Origin of the sequence: Marinobacter subterrani (assembly GCF_001045555.1) — a bacterium.
GTDB classification, from domain to species: domain Bacteria; phylum Pseudomonadota; class Gammaproteobacteria; order Pseudomonadales; family Oleiphilaceae; genus Marinobacter; species Marinobacter subterrani.
This window is the reverse complement of record NZ_LFBU01000001.1, coordinates 261,988-285,082: the sequence shown is the minus strand read 5'-3', so window position 1 is coordinate 285,082 and position 23,095 is coordinate 261,988. Positions and strand designations below refer to the sequence as shown.

The following is a 23,095-nucleotide window of genomic DNA, read 5'->3' as shown; positions in this document are numbered from 1 at the left end:
ACCCCTTGATAACTGCGCCAGCCTACAGATTGATCACTTTTTAACCAGTTATTTTATCCTTTTATTTCAGCAATTTACGTGATTTTCGTATAGCCATCGACAAAACCTGTACAAAATGTTACCCGGTCATCACTTTGCAAAGATGTGCATAAATCATTGCAATTCCGGGGGTTGGGCGGGTCTGCCAAAAAACGTCGGAATAACGTTATACTGGCCACCGTCACCCAATCCGGAGTCTACCCCCATGCAAGAACCCATCTCCCCGGCACAACAACATCGGGAGAGCCTGGCCGTTGAAATGAAGGCCGCGTCTCGGGTCACCATTATCGGGATGGTTCTTGATGCCGTTCTTGGCATCATTAAAGTCATTGGAGGTGCTCTTTTTCATTCCCAGGCCCTGATCGTAGACGGGATACACTCGTTTTCCGACGTTGCCTCGGATCTGGTGGTTCTTGGTGTAATGAAGGTTTCCCGTCAGGAGCCGGACGACGATCATCCCTACGGCCACCAGCGGATCGAAACCTTTGGCACCCTGGTGCTGGGCAGTATCCTGATCGCCGTGGGTGCGGCCCTCGCCTGGGAAAACACCCTCCGCCTTATCGAGGGCGGCGTGGAGACCATGCCTGGCTGGCCGGTCCTGGTGGCTGCAGGGGCCTCCGTTGTCGGCAAGGAATGGATTTACCGCTATACCCGCGAGGTTGGCGTGGCCATCAAATCAGACCTGATCATTGCCAATGCCTGGCACAGCCGGACTGACGCGTTCTCTTCCGTGGTTGTCGTGGTCTCTACCGCCGGGGCGATGATGGGTATGCTTTGGCTGGATGTGTTCGCGGCCGTGATCATTGCCGGCATCATCATCCATATAGGCTGGAAATTCACCTGGGACAGCGTGAAGGAGCTTGTGGACACCGGACTTTCTCCGGAAGACACGAAAATGCTCAAGAGCATTGCCCGGGACACCAACGGTGTACGAAACGTTCACGAGCTTCGCAGCCGCCGGATGGGCCACGACATTCTGCTGGATATCCATCTTGTGGTCCGGCCGGAAATCAGCGTGTCGGAAGGCCACCAGATCGGCATGCAGGTGGTTTCGGGCATGCGGGACGCCCTGGACAACATCCGGTACATCAATTTCCATATTGACGCCGAAAACGACGAAGACCAGCCCCTGACCTCAGAACAATTGCCGTCCAGGGAAGACATCCGGGCGGTCATGGCACAACGTCTCGGAGAGTTGCCAGCCCACAGCCGCCTGCGGCTCCATTACCTGAAGAACAAGGTACACTTGGAACTGTTCCTGGAGGAGCCGGTGACAAGCACTGCATTGACCGCAGCAAATATCCGCGAGCAACTGGCGGAGTACCCCTGGTTTGGCAGTATCCGGGTGTGGATCAGCGGGCCCTGAGCAGAGGTCGGGCGCCTATCGGCGCCGATTCTCTTCCATTCGGGACAGGAACTCCTGCATGATCAGGGTGTAGAGCTCCCCGCCAAGGAATTTGTCCTCAACCCCGGCATCAATGCTGGGGTTGTCATTCACCTCGATTACCGCAACCCGGTTTCCCGACTGCTTGATGTCCACACCGTACAGCCCGTTACCGATCAACCTGGTGGCATTCAAAGCAGCCTGGATGACGTTCCTTGGCACCTCGTAGGTGGGCATGGTCTCGAAACCGCCGCTCTCGCTTGCCGATTCGCCATGCTGGTAAATCTGCCAGTGACCTTTCACCATCATATACTTGCAGGCGTAGATGGCTCGACCACCCAGCACACCAATCCGCCAGTCGTAATCGGTATATAGGTATTCCTGGGCCAGCACCAGCGCAGACTGCTTGAACAGCTCCCGCAGGCCGGCACGCAGGGATTTTTCATCTTCGGCCTTGGTAACGCCGCGGGAAAATGCACCGTCCGGGATCTTGATGACTACCGGGAAGCCCAGATCCCGGATGACCTGCTCGACAGCATCCTTCTGATCCTTTGAGAGAATCAGCGTCTTGGGCGTCGGAACCTTGTTGTTCTTTAGCAGATCCGCCAGGAACACCTTGTTGGTGCACTTCAGGATCGACACCGGATCATCAATCACCACCATGCCCTCGGCATCGGCCTTGCGGGCGAACCGGTAGGTGTGATGGTCAATGGCTGTGGTTTCCCGGATGAACAGGCCGTCGTATTCCGGCAGGCGCATGTAGTCCCGGCGGGTGATCTGTTCCACATTGATACCCAGTTTTCGGCCAGCTTTCTCAAACCGCTTCAGGGCAACCTTGTCGCTTGGCGGCATCTCCTCATCCGGATTGACAAGGACAGCCAGATCAAACCGGTAGCGCCTGCGTGTCCGGGGTTTGCGCCAGATCATGCTGCTGAAACGATCCAGAGAGGCAGCGAACGCGTCCTGCTCATGCTCGCCCAGATCGGCCGGCGCTGCCGGCTTCATGGATTCAATCTGCCACTGCTTGCGGCGTTTGAAAACGATTTCAAGAATCGGACAGGGGAAGCGTTCAAACAGAGCTCTGGCAACCGGCTTCAGGTCCTGGTGCTCAGACTGGCCAAAGTAAGTACGTATCTTTACTTCGTGGGTTGCATCCCGCTCATCCGTGGCCGGATCAATCGCCGAGCCAGCGGCTTCAAGCCAGTTGATCACACTGGCATCCAGCTCTTCCAGCTCCAGGGAGAACAGGCCCTTTCGGCTCAGATCGTTGAGGGTCATCACCGAGGGAACAACGTGGTGGCCGCGAGCTTCAGCCAGCAATGAGCAATAATAGCCCCTGCTCAGATATTTGGCGCTCTGGCAAAGATTGATCACCCTCACCCGGCTGGATGGCGGTGCCGAAAATTGAAGATACTGGTCAAAAGTCAGGACGTCTTCACTCGGATAGTACGGTGCCCAGTCTTTCGCGCGGTCCACTACGATAAGCAGTCGGGACATGAAAGGAATCTCTCCCTGAAGGTTGTTGTCGGTGTTAGAGGTCGTCACATTACGCTGCTAACATTCACGGCACAATCGGTCAATAATGCGTGCTTTTACGAATGCTTGCAGGCTATGCGTACCAGGAACTCTCTACCATAATAGCCGGATATGGGAAGCCTACCAGCACGCCCTCAAAGATCCTCTCAAGGCCACCTTTACATGCCTGACCCCCAGCTTCGGCAAGCCACCAGCAAAGACCTGGACGCCCTGATCGCGCTCGAAAACCGGTGTTTTACCGAGGACCGGCTTTCCCGGCGTAGCTTCCGGCGCTTTCTGGACATGCCCCGCGATCGGCTGATCATCGCGGAAAATAGCGGTGAGCTGGTTGGTTACTGCCTTGTCCTGATGAGCGCTGCTACCCGGCTGGCCCGGATCTACTCCATTGCAGTCTCGCCGGCCGCACGCGGCCAGGGTGTGGGCGAAAAGCTGGTTCGGGAAGCTGAATCAGAAGCTGCGGAAGCAGGCCGTATCGTCATGCGGCTGGAAGTCCGTGAGGATAACCCCGGCGCCATCAACCTGTACAAACGCCTTGGGTATCGCCAGTTCGGAACCTACCGGGACTATTACGAAGACCACGGGGATGCCCTGCGTTTTGAGCGGCGGATTCTGTTCTATGAGCCCTCCCGACAATTCCCGGCGGTGCCCTATTATCCCCAGACCACCGACTTTTCCTGCGGGCCTGCCGCCCTGATCATGGCGATGGCCGCTCTGGATGAGCAACAACCGCTCACCACCCTGGAAGAACTGAAAATCTGGCGAGAGGCAACCACCATCTTCATGCTCGCCGGCCACGGCGGCAGCGGCCCTCACGGCCTGGCGCTCTCGGCCTGGAATCGGGGCTTTGAAGCCAGCGCGTGGATAAGCATGGAGGGGGCCCTGTTCAAAGACACGGTCCGGAGCGAGGACAAGAAACGGGTTCTGGAGCTGGTCCATGAGGGCTTTCTGCACGACATAGGCCAGACCGGCATTGAACTCCACCACGACCCGCTCACCCTGGAAGCCATGGAAGATGCACTGCACAATGGCCGGGTACCGGTCATCCTGATCAGCACCTGGCAACTGAACCGCAGCCGTGTGCCCCACTGGGTAACCGTATGTGCCATCGATGATCAGTTCGTGTACCTGCACGATCCGGAAATAGACGTGGAAGTCGGCGAAACCGTCGCCGACAAGCAATACCTGCCCGTGGACAAACGGGTATTCAACCAGATCTCCCGGTACGGAAGAAATCAGCCGCTGCAAGCAGCAGTGATTGTAGGGCCCAAGCGATAACGCCTGGGCTGAATAGAGCCGGCTACATAGACCAAAACCCGCACTAGCCGGTACGTAGTGCCGCCTCTTTCAATTCGTGAATGTCATCCCGAAGGCGCGCCGCCGTCTCGAAATCCAGCTCGGATGCGGCCTTGTACATCTCGTCCTCAAGGCGCGAAACCTCCTTGAGCACCTCCTCGGGAGACCGGTTACCAACCTTGGCCCGATACTGCTCCGCCTCCTCGGCCGCCTTCTGGCCTGGACGCTCTGCCTTGCGGCGACCGCGGCCGCCACCGCCAGCACCTTCCATGATGTCCGCAATCTTCTTGTTCAGCCCCTGGGGCGTAATGCCATGCTCCAGGTTGTGGGCTTCCTGCTTGGCGCGACGGCGCTCGGTCTCATCGATGGCCCGCTGCATGGAGCCGGTAACCCGGTCACCGTAGAGAATGGCCTTGCCATGCAGGTTTCGCGCGGCGCGGCCCATGGTCTGGATCAGTGAGCGCTCGGAACGCAAGAAGCCTTCCTTGTCCGCATCCAGAATCGCAACCAGCGACACCTCGGGCATATCCAGCCCTTCGCGCAGCAAGTTGATACCCACCAGCACATCAAACTCGCCCCGGCGTAGATCCCGGATGATCTCAACCCGCTCCACGGTGTCGATGTCCGAGTGCAGATACCGCACCTTGATATCGTGCTCCATCATGAAGTCGGTCAGGTCTTCGGCCATGCGTTTGGTGAGCGTGGTCACCAAAACCCGTTCCTTCACTTTCACCCGGGCGTGAATTTCGGACAGCAGGTCATCCACCTGAGTGGACGCCGGCCGAACCTCGATTTCAGGGTCCAGCAACCCGGTGGGCCTTACCACCTGCTCCACCACCTGCCCTGCGTGCTCGGCTTCGTAGTTACCCGGCGTTGCAGAGACAAAAATCATCTGCGGCGCAATACGCTCCCACTCCTCGAATCGCATCGGCCGGTTATCCAGCGCCGATGGCAGCCGGAACCCATACTCCACCAGGGTTTCCTTCCGTGACCGGTCGCCCTTGTACATGGCGCCGATCTGCGGGATGGTCACATGGGATTCATCCACCACCAGCAAGGCATTGGGCGGCAGGTAGTCGAACAGGGTCGGTGGCGCCTCCCCCGGGCGACGGCCGGAGAGGTAGCGCGAGTAGTTCTCGATGCCGTTGCAGTAGCCCAGCTCCAACATCATTTCGATATCATATCGGGTGCGCTCTTCCAGTCGCTGCGCTTCCACCAGTCGGTTGTTGTCCCGCAACTGCTGAAGCCGCTCGTCCAGCTCCACCTTGATGTGCTCTATGGCATCAAGCACCGTCTGCCGGGGCGTCACATAGTGCGACTTCGGATAAATGGTTACCCGGGGCACCCGGCGCAATACCTCGCCGGTCAGCGGATCGAAATAGCTGAGATTCTCCACCTCGTCGTCGAACAGTTCGATGCGTATGGCTTCTTTCTCCGATTCCGCCGGAAACACATCGATCACATCGCCGCGCACCCGGTAGTTGGCCCGGTGAAACTCAATGTCGTTCCGGGTGTACTGCAGCTCTGCAAGCCGCCTTAGGATAAACCGCTGGTCGATCTGATCGCCCCTGTCCAGGTGCAGCATCATCTTCAGATAGGATTGCGGATCACCGAGACCATAGATTGAAGAGACCGTCGCCACAATGATGGCATCAGGCCGCTCCAGCAGCGCCTTGGTGGCGGAAAGCCGCATCTGTTCAATATGTTCGTTAATTGAGGCGTCCTTCTCGATAAACGTGTCCGAGGAAGGTACATAGGCCTCCGGCTGGTAGTAGTCGTAGTAGGAAACGAAATATTCCACCGCATTGTCCGGAAAAAATTCACGAAACTCACCGTACAACTGCGCCGCCAGCGTCTTGTTGTGGGCCATGACGATCGTTGGCCGCTGGATGTGCTGGATCACGTTGGCAATGGTGAACGTTTTACCGGAGCCGGTTACCCCCAGCAGGGTCTGATGTGCCAGGCCGGAGTGGATGCCATCCACCAGCCCCTCAATCGCCTTGGGCTGATCGCCTGCCGGCTCGAACGGCGAATCGACTTTGAACAGACCTTCTCTGGTGGACACAGTGGGCTGATTGCTGGCCATAACTGGCGGAAACCTCCGGTAAAACCGATGGCGGGACACGTTAGCCCCTACCATCAGAGAAATTTAGCGATACGCTGGCTTCATGATACCATCAGTGCGATCGACGGCTGGGCAAAAATCAGCCAGCAGCACTGGCACCCGGCGGTCGCAGCCCTATCAGACGCAGCTTTAAGGAGCGCAAGTTTGGACCTTCAACTTTCCAGCCGAGTACAGGCGATCAAGCCCTCTCCCACCCTCGCAGTCACCAACAAGGCTGCGGAACTCCGCGCAGCCGGCCAGGATATCATTGGCCTGGGTGCTGGCGAGCCGGACTTCGATACCCCCGATCACATCAAACAGGCAGCCATTGAAGCCATTAATAATGGCCAGACCAAGTACACCGCCGTTGATGGTACGCCTGCCCTGAAGAAAGCGATTATCGCGAAGTTCAAACGGGACAACGGCCTGGATTATGAAGCCAACCAGATCCTGGTAAGCAGTGGTGGCAAACAGAGCTTTTTCAACCTGGCACTGGCCACATTGAATGCCGGCGACGAAGCCATCATCCCCGCACCTTACTGGGTTTCCTACCCGGACATGGTGCTGGTTGCCGAAGGCAAACCGGTCATTATCGAAACCGGTGCAGAGACCCGCTTCAAGATCACCCCGGAACAGCTGGAAAACGCCATCACCGAGCGCACCCGACTGTTCGTGATCAACAGCCCCTCGAACCCCAGCGGCATGGCCTACACCCTGGAAGAGCTGCAGGCCATCGGCGAGGTACTGAAAAAGCACCCGCACATCATGATCGCCACCGACGACATGTATGAACCGATCCTGTGGACCGGAAAGCCGTTCTGCAACATCCTGAACGCAACGCCCAAGCTGTATGATCGCACCTTCGTACTGAATGGTGTGTCCAAGGCCTACTCGATGACTGGCTGGCGTATCGGCTACGCGGCAGGCCCCGCGAAAATCATTGGTGCCATGAAGAAAATCCAGTCCCAGAGCACCTCCAACCCGGCCTCCATCTCCCAGGCGGCTGCAGTTGCAGCGCTGGATGGCGATCAGGCCTGCGTCGGCGAAATGGTCAAGGCCTTCAAGGAGCGTCACGACTGGCTGGTAAAGGCGCTGAACAAGCTGCCGGGCGTTGAGTGCCTGAACGGCGACGGAACCTTCTACGTATTCCCGAGCTTCCAGGGCGCCATCGATGCCGATTCCAGTATCAGCAATGATGTGGAATTCGCTGAAAAACTGCTGACAGACGCCGGTGTGGCGCTGGTACCAGGCTCCGCCTTCGGCTGCCCGGGCCACATGCGCCTGAGCTTTGCCACCAGCATGGAAAACCTGGAAAAGGCCATCGAGCGTTTGCAGAAAGCGCTCGGCTAAAAACTTCTGGCCAGGGGTTGACGGGGCGGTATAGCCAACTTAATATACGCGCCTCGTCACACGACGACGTTCCCCGATAGCTCAGTTGGTAGAGCAACGGACTGTTAATCCGTTTGTCGCTGGTTCGAGCCCAGCTCGGGGAGCCACTATTCTGAAAGCCCGCTAATTCTCTGAGTTAGCGGGTTTTTTATTGCCCGGCTTTTGATTCTGCCTTTTTGCTGTTTGGATCTAGTCCTGCCCTAGCCTGCTCATTGGCGGGACTGGTGCGGCTGTCATGGCTTTCCAAAACACGCTACAAGCACCCCGTCGGGGTCCAGCCTGCAATCACAGATTGCAGTCGTTCGGCTGTCGCATGAAGCTTCGCTTCATAAACGCTCGGTCTCACCCATGTGCGCTTGTTTCGGGCCGTCCATGGCCCTCTACAGTTTTGGAAAGCCATGCCAGCCACACCGTTCTGACCATGCGGGCGTCCTCAAACAACAACGTACCTTGTGGAAACGGATAACCGGTAGGTCGGATTAGCCCGGCGTAATCCGACAAATTCGTTGAACGCCAATTTAGCAATCTTCATCGTCGGATTACGCTGCGCTAATCCGACCTACTTCTGGTTTAAAAAGGTCGACTATAGTTGCCTTGGCCGAGACGGTGCTGTGGGGGCGCCCTCCCAAAAATGTCTGTGGCCATGGATGGCCACAGTCAAGCGCACATGGACGTGCTCGTAGCGGTTTTTGGGAGGGCGCCCCCACAGCACCAGCCTCCAAGCTCGAAGGCTAGGTCAGGACTCAAATTCCGGACAGAACTAGAGCCCTATCACCTCTGAGTGAATAGCCTCCAAAGCAGCCAGCGGGTCAGACGCCTGAGTAATCGGGCGGCCAATCACCAGGTAATCGGAACCGGCCTTGAGGGCATCTGCGGGGGTCATGATGCGCTGCTGGTCGCCCCTGTCGGCAGACAGCGGCCGAATGCCCGGTGTGATCAGCTTGAAGTCGGCGCCCTGCTCGGCTTTGAGCTTCGGTGCCTCCTGCGCGGAACAGACGACGCCGTCGAGGCCGCAGTTTTTGGTGAGGGTTGCCAGGCGTGATACCTGGGCCTCCGGGGAACCGGTGATGCCGATGTCGGCCAGGTCGTCGGCGGTCATGCTGGTCAGCACGGTGACGGCGATCAGAAGTGGCCGATCCGCTCCGAAGGCTTCCAGTCTCTCCCGGCAGGCATTCATCATTTTCTCGCCGCCAGAGGCATGGACGTTCACCATCCAGACACCAAGGTCGGCAGCGGCTGCAACCGCTGCCGATGTGGTGTTCGGGATATCGTGGAATTTCAGATCCAGAAACACATCGAATCCACGCTTCTGCAACCCCTCAACCAATTGCGGGCCGGAGCGGGTGAACAGTTCCTTGCCCACTTTCAGGCGGCATTTCGCCGGGTCCAGTTTTTCTACCAGCTCCAAGGCCGGATTCTGGGAAGGAAAGTCTAGGGCGACGATGATCTTGGGATCGTTAGCGGTTTGCACGTTCAATTGTCCTACGGAATTTCTGGAAAGGTTTATTCGGCTTCCACGCCCTGAATCGGGCGGACGGTTTCCCATTGCTTGCAGCTTGGGCACAGCCAGTGCAACTGGCGCCCGGAGAAACCACAACTGACACAACGATAGACCGGGCGATTGGTGAGGATCAGGTGGCCAATGCGGCTTACCAGGCGCCCCTCGTCTGAGGTCATGCCCTTCTCGTAGCCCGCCATTTCTACCAGCCGCAAAAGGCCGCGCACGCTCGGGCGGGTTTCCAGTTCCTGCCGCAGCAGGTCGATAGCGGCGGAGCGGCCGGAGGCGCGCTCAACCGACTCCACCAGGGCCAACAGAAGGCTGGTGCTGGGATAGCTTTCATAAAGTTTGCGAAGCTTTTTTGCCAGTCGACCAATATCGCCATGCTCATGTTCCAGCTTCATCAGGCGATCAATGGCTTCCGGGCCAAACTCGGGATTCTGATCAAAAACCTTCAGGCTCTGGTTACCCGCTTCCCGGAAACTGCCCTGGCGGACCAGCAGCTTCATCAGAATCAGGGAAGCGCGCACGCAAGACCGATCGTAGTCCAGCGCCTCTTTGGCGAGCTTCTGAGCCGCCCAGCGGTCATCATGCTTGAGTGCCTCTTCCGCGAGTTCACAGGTCAGGTAGGCCAGAACTTTATACATTCCCGGATCCGCATCGCCACGGGTTAGTGTTCTTGCTACCTCTGAAGCTTTGCCCCACTCCTTCTCCTGCTGGTACAGGTCGATCAGTTGCTGGGCCGAACTCCGGCCGTAGTCGCGGTCGCCCATCAGCTGGTGTAGTAATGCCTCCGCTCGATCCAGCAAACCGGCATTGAGGTAATCCCGCGCAAGCTCAAGCGTTACCTGCGGCGAAAAGCGTGGTGGGAGTTCGGGCCTGGCCAGAAGGTTCTGATGAATCAGTATGGCTCTGTCTGTTTCGCCTTTATTGCGAAAATGACTGCCAATGGAGAGGTGGAGGCTGACCGTGTCCTTGTTGACAGCAAGCGACTGAACAAAATTCTCGACGGCCTGATCAGAATAGTTGGTGAAAAGAAACTGGAGACGATCCCTGACCGAATCTTCATCCGCAATGGTTTTCCCGCCTCGGCTGTCATTGTTCCCCAGCCTGCCGACCAGCCACCCAACAGCAACCGCAACTGTCAGCAGCAGCCACTGAAGTACAATATCCATTAAAGCGTCCGGTCGTTCTGGGCCCGGGATTTCTCCAATGCCTGCTCGGCACGATCAAGTCGTTTCTGGAGGGCTCGCCGGGATACCGAGGTACGGATTGTGGCCAGCGTGGTAATCAATACGCCAACCAGCGCACCGATAACAAAGGCCATGATGATCCAGACGGCAATGCCATGAGGCTGGGTTTCAAACAACAGGAAGTTGAGGGAAACTGCCATTTGATTATTCAGTGAGAACACCAGCGCCAGCAGAACCAGGACCAAAACCAACAGAATAATGAGGATTTTCTGCAATCCTGCCATAGCGATAGCACTCCCAAAGGGCCGTTTGAGCCCGGATTATACGCATTCCCTGAGCAGCTGTTAAAAGCCTTTCTTGAGACTGTCGTTCACCTGCTCTCTCAATTCCTTTCCCGGCTTGAAATGCGGCACAAACTTGGCGGGTAACTGCACAGATTCACCCGTTTTCGGGTTGCGACCGGTCCGTGCCGCCCGGTGATGAAGGGAAAAACTGCCAAATCCCCGAATCTCGATTCTCTGTCCATCAGCGAGCGACTGGGACATGTGCTCAATGATGGTTTTTACAGCCAGTTCGACATCTTTAACGGAGAGCTGCGTCTGCTTGGACGCAATCAGCTCAACCAATTCGGACTTCGTCATGAGGCGATTCCCTCTTTCGTTATTATTCGGCCGTCTGTTACCGGATTCCCATGACTACCTAGTTTAGCCAAACCAGAAAAAAACACAAAAAAAACGGGCTCTTAGAGCCCGTTTTTTTTCGTACCAACCGGAAATTTATTCCTTGTTGGCGTTTTGCTGCTGCATCTGCTCCTTGATGAGATCACCAATGGTGGTCGCACCAGAAGACGTTTCGGCAGTTTTGGTCCGCACATTTTCCAGTGCCTGCTTGTCGTCCTCAACATCTTTGGACTTCACAGACAGGTTGATAATGCGGTTCTTGCGATCAATGCTGATGATCTTGGCTTCTACTTCTTCGCCTTCCTTCAGCGCGTTGCGTGCGTCTTCAACGCGGTCCCGGCTGATTTCAGAGGCTTTCAGTACAGCTTCAACTTCATCATTCAGGGCAATGGTCGCTGCCTTGGCATCAACCGCGGAGACAGTACCCTTGACGATAGAGCCCTTGTCGTTCAGTTGGACAAACTCGGCGAACGGATCGCTCTCGAGCTGCTTGATGCCCAGGGAGATACGCTCACGCTCCGGATCAACAGACAGGATAACGGTTTCAACTTCGTCACCCTTCTTGTATTCACGAACCGCTTCTTCACCAGTCTCGTTCCAGCTGATGTCAGACAGGTGAACCAGACCGTCGATGCCGCCGTCCAGACCGATGAAGATACCGAAGTCAGTAATTGACTTGATCTTGCCGGAGATGCGGTCGCCCTTGTTGAAGTTGCTGGAGAAATCTTCCCACGGGTTGGACACGCACTGCTTGATACCCAGGGAGATACGACGACGCTCCTCGTCGATATCCAGAATCATCACGCCCACTTCGTCGCCCACCTGGACAACCTTGGACGGATGGATGTTCTTGTTGGTCCAGTCCATTTCAGAGACGTGAACCAGACCTTCAACACCTTCTTCCAGCTCGGCAAAGCAGCCGTAATCCGTCAGGTTGGTAACGCGGGCAGTAACCTTGCTGCCTTCGGGATAACGACCCTTGATATCGACCCAGGGATCTTCGCCCAGCTGCTTCAGGCCGAGGGATACACGGTTGCGCTCACGATCAAACTTCAGAACCTTGACGCTGATCTCATCGCCCACGTTGACGATTTCGCTCGGATGCTTGATGCGCTTCCAGGCCATATCGGTAATGTGCAGCAGGCCGTCAACACCGCCCAGATCCACGAATGCACCGTAGTCGGTCAGGTTCTTGACGATACCCTTGATTTCCATACCCTCGGTGAGGGTTTCCAGCAAAGCTTCACGCTCGGCACTGTTTTCAGCTTCCAGAACGGCGCGGCGGGAAACAACCACGTTGTTACGCTTCTGGTCGAGCTTGATAACCTTGAATTCGAGTTCCTTGTTCTCCAGGTGCGCGGTATCGCGAACCGGACGAACATCTACCAGAGAGCCCGGCAGGAAGGCACGGATACCGGCCAGATCGACGGTGAAACCACCCTTGACCTTGCCATTGATGATACCCTTAACCACTTCCTCGGCTTCGAAAGACTTCTCGAGCACTTTCCAGGATTCTGCACGCTTGGCCTTTTCACGGGACAGACGGGTTTCACCGAAACCGTCTTCCACAGCGTCGAGAGCTACATCGACAACATCGCCGATAGCAATTTCCAACTCGCCTTTTTCGTTCAGGAACTGGGAGGCGGGGATAACGCCTTCGGACTTCAGCCCGGCGTTAACGGTGACCCAGTCGTTGTCGACATCCACTACGGTTCCCTGGACGATGGAACCTGGCTGCATGTCAATTTCTTTCAGGCTTTCTTCAAAAAGATCCGCAAAGCTCTCGCTCATTATGAGTCCTATATGATCAACGCAAGTGTACTCCGTGCCACCAGCAACACGGTCTGTTAATAAGTTCCGGATCAAGCCTGTGGCTGGCAGATAACGCTGGATCCGGCATTTCAACGACAAAAAGGTGTAGTCAGGCCTGACCTGCTGCGGCCATACACCTGTCTAACACCTCTTCTATACTCAACCCCGTAGAATCAATGACTTGCGCATCATCCGCGGGTTTGAGAGGGGCAGCGGAACGGTTCATATCCCGTTCATCACGAACCCGTATCTCCTCTAAAAGGGCGTCAATGTTAACATCGACACCTGCGCCCTTCAACTGGCTGTAACGCCGCCGGGCCCTCTCCTCGGCACTTGCCGTCAGGAAAATCTTGACCGGCGCATCCGGGAACACCACCGTGCCCATGTCGCGGCCATCGGCCACCAGGCCCGGAGCCTGCCGGAAGTCCCGCTGGCGCTGCAACAGCGCGTCGCGAACCGGCTGGATCACAGCCACCTTCGAGGCGTTGTCGCCCGTTGATTCCGTACGTATATCTGCGGTCACATCCTGCCCCGCCAGAATCACCTTCACCGGCTCACCTTCGGGCGTCGGTTCAAAGGCCACATCCAGCCCGGCGGCAACTCTCACCAGGCCTTCTTCATCGTCCAGAGACACTCCCTGGCGGAGGGCGGCCAATGCCGTAAGCCGGTACAGGGCCCCGCTGTCCAGCAAGTGCCAGCCCAGTTTTCTGGCCAGCATCTGGGTAATCGTCCCTTTACCGGAACCACCGGGGCCGTCCACGGCAATGACCGGTGCATTGCGATCCACCATCATTCAGCCCCCTCGGCTGAGATATTGATCCCCGTACCCCTGGCAAGTTCCACAAATCCGGGGAAAGACGTTGCCACATTAGCGCAGTCGGTCACCATGATCTCGCCCCTGGACCGAAGCGATGCAACGGCGAAGGACATGGCGATACGGTGGTCACCGTGGCTGTTGACGGTGCCACCACCAATAGTCTGGCCACCGTCTATGATGATGCCACCGGGTGTTACGGTTGTCTCCACACCTACGGCCGCGAGCCCGTCGGCCATCACCTGGATCCGGTCACTTTCCTTCACCCGCAACTCTTCCGCACCGCGAAGCACCGTGCGGCCATTGGCGCAGGTTGCCGCAATAAACAGAACCGGGAACTCGTCAATCGCCAGCGGAACCTGGTCTTCCGGAATATCAATTCCCCGCAGTTCTGCGGAACGAACCCGCAGGTCGGCGACCGGCTCACCACCAATTTCACGCTCGTCCAGAACCTCGATGTTGGCACCCATCTGCCGCAGGATATTGATGACACCGACACGGGTCGGGTTCATCCCGACATGACGCAGGATCAGGTCGGACCCGGGCGCAATACTGGCCGCCACCAGGAAAAACGCAGAGGAGGAAATGTCAGCCGGTACGTCAATATTGGTGGCCGTCAGCTTGTCCCCGCCGCTGACACTGGCGGTCGCACCGTCACGGTGTACGTGGTAGCCAAAGCCCGCCAGCATGCGCTCGGTATGGTCGCGCGTGGGTGCCGGCTCGGTAACAGAAGTACTGCCTTCGGCGTAGAGCCCTGCCAGCAACAGGCAGGATTTGACCTGGGCACTGGCCACCGGCATCTCATAATGGATTCCGGAAAGCTTCTGGCCACCCCGGATCCTGAGCGGCGGGCGCCCGCCTTCAGCGGTATCTATCACTGCGCCCATGGCCCGTAAAGGATCCGCCACCCGGCCCATGGGACGCCCTGACAGACTGGCGTCGCCAGTCAGCTCGGAATCGAAGGGCTGGGCCGCGAGCAGTCCGGCAAACAACCGCATCGCGGTTCCCGAATTGCCGAGGTACAACGGGCCACGGGGCGCCTGCAGGCCGTGCATGCCCACACCGTGAATCCGGACAAAGCCATCCTCCGGACCCTCGATGGTTACCCCCATATCCCGGAACGCCTGAAGGGTAGCCAGGCTGTCCTCGCCTTCCAGGAAGCCCTTGACCTCGGTTACACCGTCGGCAAGCGCACCGAGCATGATCGAGCGGTGGGACATGGATTTGTCACCCGGCACGCGGATATCGCCGGAAATCGCGCCACCGGGCTGAAGACGGAACGTCACCTGCTTTTCACTGTTTTTTGTCACGTAAGCCTGTCCTGAGAGCATCTTGGAAAAATGTTCACGCGCCGCCTTGGCGCGACTGAAAACCCGTAACAGGGTTGCACTGTCCTGATTGGCAATGGCGGTGCGCAGCTGTTCCAGGTCGTGCGTGAAATGGTCGATAACGCGAAGAACCGCCTCGCGGTTCGACAGAAAGATATCGTGCCACATCACCGGATCACTGGCCGCAATCCGGGTAAAGTCCCGGAAGCCACCGGCAGCATAACGGAAAATATCCATGTTCTCGTCTTCCCCCGCCAGCGTATCAACCAGGGAAAACGCAATCAGGTGGGGCAAATGGCTGGTGGCCGCCAGCACTTCGTCGTGATAGGCCACGGACATCGTCAGCACCGTGGCGCCGCAGCCTTCCCAAAGCGCTTTGAGCCTGGCCAGATGGGGCTCACTGACGTTATCCGGGGGCGTGAGAATGACCTTGTGATGGGCGAAAAGCTCCGGATCAGCCGCGTGGATACCGCTCTTTTCCGAGCCGGCAATCGGATGGCCGGGAATCACCAGTGGCGACAGGCAACCAAAGACCGCCTCAACATCTGCCACAAAGCTGGACTTGGTGCTACCAACGTCCGTCAGAACGGCGCCCGGCTCCAGAACTGTCCGAACTTCCTCGAGAACAGCGCGAGTGGCCCGAACCGGCACCGCAAGCACCACCAGGTCAGCCCCCTGAACCGCCTCGGCCACCGTAAAGGCCGTTTCATCGACAATCCCGAGCACTTTTCCGAGCTGTAACTCCTCAGCACGCTGGTCCACACCAACCACGGTACTGGCCAGGCCGTTGCGCCGGATTGCGCTGGCCAGCGAGCCACCGATCAGTCCCAGACCAATGACGGCAACCCGTTTGAACAGAGGTTCGGAAAGCGCCATTTCAGTCGCTCAGCCCCGACGATGTCAGTGCCTTGGTAAGCGCGCCGATAAACCGTTCGTTCTCTGCCGGAAGCCCTACCGAGACCCGGAGGTGACGGGGCATGCCGTATCCGGCAACCGGACGAACGATGACGCCGTGCGCCAGCAGCGCCTGGTAAACGCCCATGGCATTCTCTCCCACTTCTACCGCGATAAAATTGCCGGCCGAGGGGATGTAGCGCAGCCCCATGCGATCAAATGCCTGGTCAAGCTGACGCAGGCCGGCGCTGTTCACATCCCGGGAGCGCTGCAGGTAATCTTCGTCATCCAGCACTGCGGTCGCCGCCGAAAGGGCCACCGTATCGACGTTAAAGGGCTGACGCACCCGGTTCAGGATATCGGCGATGGCGGGCGAGCAGACGCTGTAGCCTACCCGCAAGGCCGCCAGCCCCCAGGCCTTGGAAAAGGTCCGGCACACAATCAGGTTCGGGAACCGGGCCAGCAGCTCAACACCGTCCGGGTAGTCGCTGCCAGTCAGGTATTCGCAGTAAGCCTCATCAAGAACCACCAGCACATTTGCCGGAATCTTTTCCAGAAACGCCTCAATGGCACCGGCTTTGTGCACGGTACCGGTAGGATTGTTCGGGTTGGCAACAAACACCAGGCGGGTACGGTCAGTTACCGCGGCGGCCATGGCATCCAGGTCATGGCCCCAGTCACGGGCAGGTACGGAGACACCCTTTGCGCCGATCGCCTGGGTCACCAGGGGGTACACGGCGAAGGCGTACTGGGAGAAAATAACCTCGGAATCCGCATCGGCGAAACACCGGGCAATGACTTCCAGAACATCGTTGGAGCCATTGCCGAGGGTGATCTGATCCATCCCGACACCCAGACGTCTGGACAGCGCCTGCTTCAGATTGAAGCCGTTGCCGTCCGGGTAGAGGCAGAGTTCCGACAATGCCTCGCGGGCGGCTGAAAGCGCCTTTTCGCTTGGTCCAAGCGGATTTTCATTACTGGCAAGCTTGATGATTTCAGCCGGATTCAGCCCGAGCTCCCGGGCCAGCTCGTCAATCGGCTTGCCCGGCTGGTAGGGCGAAAGCGCCTGCACACCCCGGACCGCCAGACTCTGATAATCAATGGCCATACATCATCCTCAACACTGTCTGTTCAAATACCACCAGCCGGCACTGCTCAAAGAACGCCAATCGGGTAGGAACCCAACCGCTTGAGTTCAACGGCTTCGTCATCCACCTCTGCGAGAACCGTGCGCACCTGCTCATCCTCCATATGCCCTTCAAAATCAATGTAGAAGACATAGGCCCAGGTGCCGGTCGGCGACGGCCGGGTTTCGATGCGGGTCAGGCTGAGCCCGTGACGGTGAAACGGCTCCAGCAACTGATACAGCGCCCCGGGCTTGTTGCGCATGGACACCAGAATAGAGGACTTGTCGTGGCCGCTTGCAGGAACCTCTTCCCGGCCAATGATAAGGAAACGGGTGGTATTGTCCGGGCGGTCCTCAATGCTGTTGGCCAGCTTTTCCAGGCCATACAGTTCGGCGGCCATATCACCGGCGATGGCGGCTGTTCCCGGCTCGGAAGCGGCGCGCCGGGCCGCTTCCGCATTGCTGGACACTGTAACCCGCTCAACGCCGTAGCGATGGGTGTCCAGCCATTGGCGACACTGGGCGAAGGACTGCTGGTGAGAGTAAATCCGGGTGATTTCCTCATCTCTGTGCTTTGGCGACACCAGCAGGTGATGGTGAATCCTCAGCTGCACCTCGCCGCAGATTTTCAGGGGCGAGGACATGAACATATCGAGTGTGTGATTGATCATACCCTCGGTGGAGTTCTCTACCGGCACCACACCGTAGTGGGCGGCACCGGATTCCACTTCACGAAATACTGCATCAATGGCAGGCAGCGGCACGCTGACAACCGAATGGCCAAAATGCTTGAGTGCGGCGGCCTGGGTAAAGGTGCCCATCGGCCCGAGGAAAGCAATGTGCATGGGCTTTTCCAGCGCCAGGCAGGCCGACATGATCTCCCGGAACAGGCGCGCCATTTCTTCACCGGACAAGGGCCCGGGATTCTGCTCCTTGATGCGGCGCAACACCTGAGCTTCCCGCTCGGGGCGATAGAAAAACACATCCTTCCCCGGATTGGCCGTCGTTTTAACGTGGGCCACTTCCTGGGCACGGGAAGCCCGGGCGCTGATCAGGTCCATGATCTTCTGGTCAATCTGATCAATCTCGTCCCTCAGCTCTCCGAGCCGGACCTGCTCATCACTCATGCTCAGCCACGCTCCTTCGCAAATTCCGTCATGTACTGAATCAGCGCATCCACACCAGCTTCGGGCATGGCGTTGTAGATACTCGCACGCATACCACCTACCGAGCGATGGCCGGCCAGGTTCAGCAGACCCCGGGCATTGGCCCCCTTGAGAAATTCACCGTTCAGGGCATCGTCTGCCAGGGTGAACGGCACGTTCATCCAGGACCGGAAACGCGGGTCTATGGGGTTGGCATAGAAGTCGTTGGCATCGATGAAGCCATACAGCTTACTGGCCTTGCGCCGGTTCACCTCCCCCATCGCCTTCACCCCGCCCTGGGCTTTAAGCCACTGGAAGGTCAGGCCTGCCAGGTACCAGGAATAGGTCGCTGGCGTGTTGTACATGGACCCGTTATCGGCGATCACCTGATAGTTCATCATGGTTGGGGTCTCCCTGCGGGCCTTGCCGAGCAGGTCCTTGCGAATGATCACCACAACCAGACCGGAGGGGCCGATGTTCTTCTGGGCACCGGCGTAGATCAGGCCGAACTTCGACACATCGACCGGGCGCGAGAGCATGGTGGAAGACATATCCGCCACCAGCGGGACCGCCGGGCTGTCCGGGATGAAATCGAACTCGAGGCCACCGATGGTTTCGTTCGGCGTGTAGTGCAGGTAAGCCGCATCAGCACTGGTCTGCCAGGAGGACTGATCGGGAATCGTGGTAAAACCACTGTCCTCCGAGCTGGCCACCACATTTACCTCGCCATAACGGCTGGCTTCGGCAATGGCCTTCTTGGACCAGATCCCCGTATTCACATAGTCTGCCGAACTCTTGTCACCCAGCAGGTTCAGAGGAATGGTGGAGAACTGGCTGGACGCCCCGCCCTGCATGAAAAGCACGGCGTAATCGTCCGACACGCCAGCCAGCTCACGCAGATCGTTTTCTGCAGTTTCGGCAATCTCGACAAAATCGTCGCTGCGATGGCTCATCTCCATCACCGACATGCCGGTGCCGCGCCAGTCGAGCATTTCATCCCGCGCCTGACGAAGCACGCTTTCCGGCATCGTTGCCGGACCTGCACAAAAGTTATACGCCCTGCTCATGTTGCTGTAATCTCTCAAGTCTTGCTGAATCTGTCGGACGGTGGTGCCGGCTTATTCTTCGCCGGCACCCTCACCTTCGCTACCATCTTCCGGGCCAATGTCTGCTGGCGCGTCGCCTGGCTCCTCACCGTCGAGTTCGTCATCGTCGGTTTCGGCAATCCGCTCAACACCCACCAGCCGCTCATCTTCCTGGCTGAGTTTAATCAGGCGGACGCCCTGGGTGTTCCGGCTCAGCACGGAAACCTCATCCGTACGGGTGCGTACCAGCGTGCCTTTGTCGGATATCAGCATCATCTCATCGCCATCAAACAGTTGAAGCGCGGTTACCAGGTTGCCGTTCCGCTCAGAGCACTGCATGGCAATAACACCCTGACTGCCACGACTGTAGGTGGGGAACTCGTCAATGGCGGTCCGCTTGCCGTAGCCGTTCTCGCTGGCGGTCAGAATCACACCACCCTGCTGCGGAATGATCAGCGACACCACATGATGGCCTTCCGGCATCCGGATACCCCGAACACCACGGGCGGTCCGGCTCAGCGGGCGTACCGCCTCCTCACTGAAGCGCACGGCCTTGCCGGCACTTGAGAACAGCATAATTTCGGCGTCGCCCTCGGTGATAGCAGCGCCGATGAGGGTATCGCCTTCGTCCAGGGACAGGGCTATCAGGCCGCTGCTGCGAGGACGCGAGAAGTTCGGCAACGGAGTCTTCTTGACGACACCGGCGGAGGTGGCCATCAGTACAAACTGGTTTTCCGGGTAGTCACGCACCGGCAGGAAGGTGGTGATACGCTCATTTTCTTCCAGCGGCAGGATGTTGACCATCGGACGACCGCGGGAAGCCCGGCTCGCGCGGGGGATCTCGAATACCCGCAACCAATAGACCTTGCCCCGGTTGGAGAAACACAGGATGGTGTCGTGGGAATTGGCCACCAGCAACTTCTCGACGAAGTCTTCATCCTTCATCGATGTCGCCGCCTTGCCCCGGCCACCCCGGCGCTGGGCCTGGTAGTCTTCCACGGCCTGGGTCTTGGCGTAACCACTGTGGGAAATGGTCACCACCAGGTCTTCTTCATCAATCAGATCCGCAATGGTCAGATCACGCTGGGAGCTGGTGATCTCGGTACGGCGCTCGTCACCAAACTCGGTCACAACCGCTTCCAGCTCTTCACGAATCACCTGCATCAGGCGGTCCGGATCGGCCAGGATTTCCAGCAGGCCGGCGATCTTTTCCAGAATATCCTTGTACTCATTCTGAAGCTTCTCGGTTTCCAGCCCGGTCAGGCGATGCAGACGCATATCCAGAATCGCCTGGGTCTGTTCGGGAGACAGGTAATACAGACCGTTACGTAGGCCATAGATTTCCGGCAGGTCGTCCGGGCGGCAGGCATCTTCGCCTGCGCGCTCCAGCATGGCCAGGACATCGCCCGGCGCCCAGCCCTTGGCCATCAGCTTTTCTTTCGCTTCCACCGAGCTGGGCGAGGCCTTGATCAGCTCGATCATCTCATCAATATTGGCCAGGGCAACCGTGAGACCTTCAAGAATATGGCCGCGCTCACGGGCCTTGCGCAGCTCATAAATGGTTCGGCGAGTTACCACTTCACGGCGGTGGCGCACGAACGCATCCAGCATCTGCTTCAGGTTCAGGGTTTTCGGCTCGCCATTGATCAGCGCAACCATGTTAATGCCAAATACGGTCTGCAACTGGGTATGGGCAAACAGGTTATTGACCACCACATCCGGGTTCTCACCCCGACGCAGCTCGATCACCACCCGGATACCTTCCTTGTTGGATTCGTCCCGGAGTTCGGTAATGCCCTCCAGGCGCTTTTCCTTTACCAGCTCGGCGATTTTTTCAATCAGGCGCGCCTTGTTGAGCTGATACGGCAGCTCGGTGATGATGACCGCGTCGCGATTGGTCTTGTTGTCGTGCTCGACTTCGTGGCGGGCACGAATATAGATGCGGCCACGGCCCGTGCGATAGGCCTCGACGATGCCGGCGCGGCCATTGATGATGCCCTCAGTCGGGAAGTCCGGGCCCGGAATGAACTCCATCAGCTCATCCACGGTAAGATCCGGGTTATCAATCAGCGCCAGGCAGCCGTTAACCACTTCCGTCAGGTTGTGGGGCGGAATGTTAGTGGCCATACCCACGGCGATACCGGAGGAACCATTTACCAGCAGGTTGGGTACCCGCGTGGGCAGAACCTCGGGAATCCGCTCGGTGCCGTCATAGTTATCAACGAAATCGACGGTTTCCTTGTCCAGATCCGCCAGCAGGGAGTGCGCAATCTTCTCCATGCGGATCTCGGTGTAACGCATCGCGGCTGCGTTATCACCGTCGATGGAACCGAAGTTACCCTGGCCATCCACCAGCGGGTAGCGCAGGGAGAATGGCTGGGCCATGCGTACGATGGTGTCGTAAACCGCAGAGTCACCGTGGGGGTGATATTTACCGATAACATCACCCACCACACGGGCGGATTTCTTGTAGGCCTTGTTCCAGTCATTGTTCAGTTCGGACATGGCGAACAGAACACGGCGATGCACCGGCTTGAGGCCATCCCTCACATCCGGAAGCGCCCGCCCGACAATAACGCTCATGGCGTAATCGAGGTAGGACTGTTTTAACTCATCTTCAATATTGACCGGCAGGATCTCTTTGGCTAACTCACCCATCGAGAAAGGTTCCTTTGCGTTATCTGGAAGTCGTATCAGGGCCGTTTCCGGGCCCCATAGTTATTCTTCAACAAGCCGACAAGTCTACCACAGTCACACCCTGTCCGGGGCAACTGTGAGGCGGCCTTAATCAAACACCACTGTCTTGTTTTCGTAGGTAATCACCCGGTCTTCGATGTGCGAGCGCAGGCCGCGGGCCAGCACGTTCTTTTCCACATCCTTGCCCAGGCGGACCATATCCTCGATAGAGTCGCTGTGGGTAATCCGGATAACGTCCTGCTCGATAATCGGCCCCTCGTCGAGATCCTGGGTCACGTAGTGGCATGTGGCGCCAATCAGCTTTACACCGCGGCTGTAGGCCTGGTGATACGGGCGGGCCCCGGCAAACGACGGCAGGAAGCTGTGATGGATATTGATCACCTTGCCGGAGTACTTTTCACACAGCTCCGCCGGCAGGATTTGCATGTAGCGGGCCAGCACCACCACATCGGCTTCGTATTTGTGGAAAAGGTCCTCGATATGGGCAAAGGCGTCCGCCTTGTTTTCCTTGCTGACCGGCACATAGTGGTAGGGAATCTCGTGCCATTCCACCATTCGGCGAAGGTCGTCGTGGTTGGAAATCACGGCCACAATCTCGGCGTTAATTTCCTTGCTGTGCCAGCGGTAAAGCAGATCCGCCACGCAGTGGGATTCCTTGCTGCACATCAGCACGACTTTCTTTGGCTGGGCCGAATCCGCAATGTGCCAGTTCATGTTGAACTCACGGGCAATCGGCTCGAACGCGGCACGGAACTGGTCCAGGCCAAACGGAATCGACCTGGCCTTGATTTCATGTCGCATGAAAAACCAGCCGGTATGGGTGTCCGAGTGGTGACTCGCCTCGGTAATCCAGCCGTTGTAGGTCGACAGAAAATTACTCACCTTGGCGACAATTCCCACCCGATCGGGGCAGGAAATCACAAGACGATAGGTATGCTCCATGAAAGCCTTTCCTTAACTGAAATCCGGGAAAGCAGGTGCTTCGGGAAGTCACCACCGGCGTTACCGGCAGGTTAACGGTACGCACCTCTGAAAATGACCGGCTATGATAGCTTATCTGAACGCCAGAAACGAGGAA

17 protein-coding genes and 1 tRNA gene are annotated in these 23,095 nt (G+C 57.8%); 4 read left to right on the top strand and 14 right to left on the bottom strand.

Features of this window, described 5'->3' with window-relative positions; all coding sequences use genetic code 11:
• Positions 1–244 precede the first annotated feature (244 nt).
• On the top strand, positions 245–1,405 hold the full coding sequence (locus tag msub_RS01405; protein ID WP_048494369.1) for a cation diffusion facilitator family transporter: 1,161 nt from the start codon (positions 245–247) through the stop codon (positions 1,403–1,405).
• Between the two features lie 15 nt (positions 1,406–1,420).
• Here the strand turns inward: msub_RS01405 and msub_RS01400 are convergent, their stop codons facing one another.
• Positions 1,421–2,920: a RimK family protein gene (locus tag msub_RS01400; RefSeq protein ID WP_048494368.1), complete on the bottom strand. Its 1,500-nt coding sequence runs from the start codon at positions 2,918–2,920 to the stop codon at positions 1,421–1,423.
• Positions 2,921–3,121: 201 nt separating this feature from the next.
• Between msub_RS01400 and rimI the strand changes: the two genes are divergently transcribed.
• A complete protein-coding gene (gene rimI / locus msub_RS01395) occupies positions 3,122–4,234 on the top strand; it encodes a ribosomal protein S18-alanine N-acetyltransferase (RefSeq protein ID WP_048494367.1) in 1,113 nt (370 codons plus the stop codon).
• A gap of 43 nt (positions 4,235–4,277) precedes the next feature.
• Here the strand turns inward: rimI and uvrB are convergent, their stop codons facing one another.
• Positions 4,278–6,338, bottom strand: coding sequence for an excinuclease ABC subunit UvrB (gene uvrB, locus msub_RS01390; RefSeq protein ID WP_048494366.1), 2,061 nt, complete (start codon positions 6,336–6,338; stop codon positions 4,278–4,280).
• A gap of 183 nt (positions 6,339–6,521) precedes the next feature.
• On the opposite strand from uvrB, the gene msub_RS01385 reads away from it, so the two are divergent.
• On the top strand, positions 6,522–7,706 hold the full coding sequence (locus msub_RS01385; RefSeq protein ID WP_048494365.1) for a pyridoxal phosphate-dependent aminotransferase: 1,185 nt from the start codon (positions 6,522–6,524) through the stop codon (positions 7,704–7,706).
• Between the two features lie 70 nt (positions 7,707–7,776).
• A tRNA-Asn gene (locus msub_RS01380) sits at positions 7,777–7,852 on the top strand.
• A 653-nt stretch (positions 7,853–8,505) separates the two neighbouring features.
• Here msub_RS01380 and pyrF read toward each other — a convergent pair.
• From pyrF to purU, 12 genes are all read right to left on the bottom strand, one after another.
• Positions 8,506–9,216 (bottom strand): orotidine-5'-phosphate decarboxylase, encoded by a 711-nt coding sequence (pyrF, locus tag msub_RS01375; protein ID WP_048496914.1) that lies wholly within the window; start codon positions 9,214–9,216, stop codon positions 8,506–8,508.
• A 32-nt stretch (positions 9,217–9,248) separates the two neighbouring features.
• On the bottom strand, positions 9,249–10,418 hold the full coding sequence (gene lapB, locus msub_RS01370; RefSeq protein WP_048494364.1) for a lipopolysaccharide assembly protein LapB: 1,170 nt from the start codon (positions 10,416–10,418) through the stop codon (positions 9,249–9,251).
• On the bottom strand, positions 10,418–10,720 hold the full coding sequence (locus tag msub_RS01365) for a LapA family protein (RefSeq protein ID WP_048494363.1): 303 nt from the start codon (positions 10,718–10,720) through the stop codon (positions 10,418–10,420). The genes lapB and msub_RS01365 overlap by 1 nt, the downstream gene beginning before the upstream one ends.
• Before the next feature lie 60 nt (positions 10,721–10,780).
• Positions 10,781–11,077 carry an integration host factor subunit beta gene (locus tag msub_RS01360; RefSeq protein ID WP_048494362.1) on the bottom strand — a complete coding sequence of 99 codons (297 nt, stop codon included), beginning with the start codon at positions 11,075–11,077 and terminating at the stop codon, positions 10,781–10,783.
• Between the two features lie 135 nt (positions 11,078–11,212).
• Complete coding sequence (rpsA, locus tag msub_RS01355; RefSeq protein ID WP_048494361.1) at positions 11,213–12,907, bottom strand: 30S ribosomal protein S1; 1,695 nt, start codon at positions 12,905–12,907, stop codon at positions 11,213–11,215.
• A gap of 130 nt (positions 12,908–13,037) precedes the next feature.
• On the bottom strand, positions 13,038–13,718 hold the full coding sequence (gene cmk, locus msub_RS01350; protein ID WP_048496913.1) for a (d)CMP kinase: 681 nt from the start codon (positions 13,716–13,718) through the stop codon (positions 13,038–13,040).
• Positions 13,718–15,946, bottom strand: a complete 2,229-nt coding sequence (locus msub_RS01345; RefSeq protein WP_048494360.1) for a bifunctional prephenate dehydrogenase/3-phosphoshikimate 1-carboxyvinyltransferase — start codon at positions 15,944–15,946, stop codon at positions 13,718–13,720. The genes cmk and msub_RS01345 overlap by 1 nt, the downstream gene beginning before the upstream one ends.
• Before the next feature lies 1 nt (position 15,947).
• Complete coding sequence (gene hisC, locus msub_RS01340) at positions 15,948–17,072, bottom strand: histidinol-phosphate transaminase (RefSeq protein ID WP_048494359.1); 1,125 nt, start codon at positions 17,070–17,072, stop codon at positions 15,948–15,950.
• 47 nt (positions 17,073–17,119) lie between these two features.
• A complete protein-coding gene (gene pheA / locus msub_RS01335; protein ID WP_048494358.1) occupies positions 17,120–18,217 on the bottom strand; it encodes a prephenate dehydratase in 1,098 nt (365 codons plus the stop codon).
• A 2-nt stretch (positions 18,218–18,219) separates the two neighbouring features.
• A complete protein-coding gene (serC, locus tag msub_RS01330) occupies positions 18,220–19,302 on the bottom strand; it encodes a 3-phosphoserine/phosphohydroxythreonine transaminase (protein WP_048494357.1) in 1,083 nt (360 codons plus the stop codon).
• Between the two features lie 51 nt (positions 19,303–19,353).
• A complete protein-coding gene (gene gyrA / locus msub_RS01325) occupies positions 19,354–21,978 on the bottom strand; it encodes a DNA gyrase subunit A (RefSeq protein WP_048494356.1) in 2,625 nt (874 codons plus the stop codon).
• Positions 21,979–22,104: 126 nt separating this feature from the next.
• A complete protein-coding gene (gene purU / locus msub_RS01320; protein WP_048494355.1) occupies positions 22,105–22,959 on the bottom strand; it encodes a formyltetrahydrofolate deformylase in 855 nt (284 codons plus the stop codon).
• Positions 22,960–23,095: the final 136 nt, after the last annotated feature.

Bases quoted from the DNA above. Each gene is read 5' to 3' on its own strand.
- msub_RS01405 (WP_048494369.1), top strand. From the start codon at position 245: ATGCAAGAACCCATCTCCCCGGCACAACAACATCGGGAGAGCCTGGCC.
- msub_RS01400 (WP_048494368.1), bottom strand. From the start codon at position 2,920: ATGTCCCGACTGCTTATCGTAGTGGACCGCGCGAAAGACTGGGCACCG.
- rimI (WP_048494367.1), top strand. From the start codon at position 3,122: ATGCCTGACCCCCAGCTTCGGCAAGCCACCAGCAAAGACCTGGACGCC.
- uvrB (WP_048494366.1), bottom strand. From the start codon at position 6,338: ATGGCCAGCAATCAGCCCACTGTGTCCACCAGAGAAGGTCTGTTCAAA.
- lapB (WP_048494364.1), bottom strand. From the start codon at position 10,418: ATGGATATTGTACTTCAGTGGCTGCTGCTGACAGTTGCGGTTGCTGTT.
- msub_RS01365 (WP_048494363.1), bottom strand. From the start codon at position 10,720: ATGGCAGGATTGCAGAAAATCCTCATTATTCTGTTGGTTTTGGTCCTG.
- msub_RS01360 (WP_048494362.1), bottom strand. From the start codon at position 11,077: ATGACGAAGTCCGAATTGGTTGAGCTGATTGCGTCCAAGCAGACGCAG.
- rpsA (WP_048494361.1), bottom strand. From the start codon at position 12,907: ATGAGCGAGAGCTTTGCGGATCTTTTTGAAGAAAGCCTGAAAGAAATT.
- cmk (WP_048496913.1), bottom strand. From the start codon at position 13,718: ATGGTGGATCGCAATGCACCGGTCATTGCCGTGGACGGCCCCGGTGGT.
- msub_RS01345 (WP_048494360.1), bottom strand. From the start codon at position 15,946: ATGGCGCTTTCCGAACCTCTGTTCAAACGGGTTGCCGTCATTGGTCTG.
- hisC (WP_048494359.1), bottom strand. From the start codon at position 17,072: ATGGCCATTGATTATCAGAGTCTGGCGGTCCGGGGTGTGCAGGCGCTT.
- pheA (WP_048494358.1), bottom strand. From the start codon at position 18,217: ATGAGTGATGAGCAGGTCCGGCTCGGAGAGCTGAGGGACGAGATTGAT.
- serC (WP_048494357.1), bottom strand. From the start codon at position 19,302: ATGAGCAGGGCGTATAACTTTTGTGCAGGTCCGGCAACGATGCCGGAA.
- gyrA (WP_048494356.1), bottom strand. From the start codon at position 21,978: ATGGGTGAGTTAGCCAAAGAGATCCTGCCGGTCAATATTGAAGATGAG.
- purU (WP_048494355.1), bottom strand. From the start codon at position 22,959: ATGGAGCATACCTATCGTCTTGTGATTTCCTGCCCCGATCGGGTGGGA.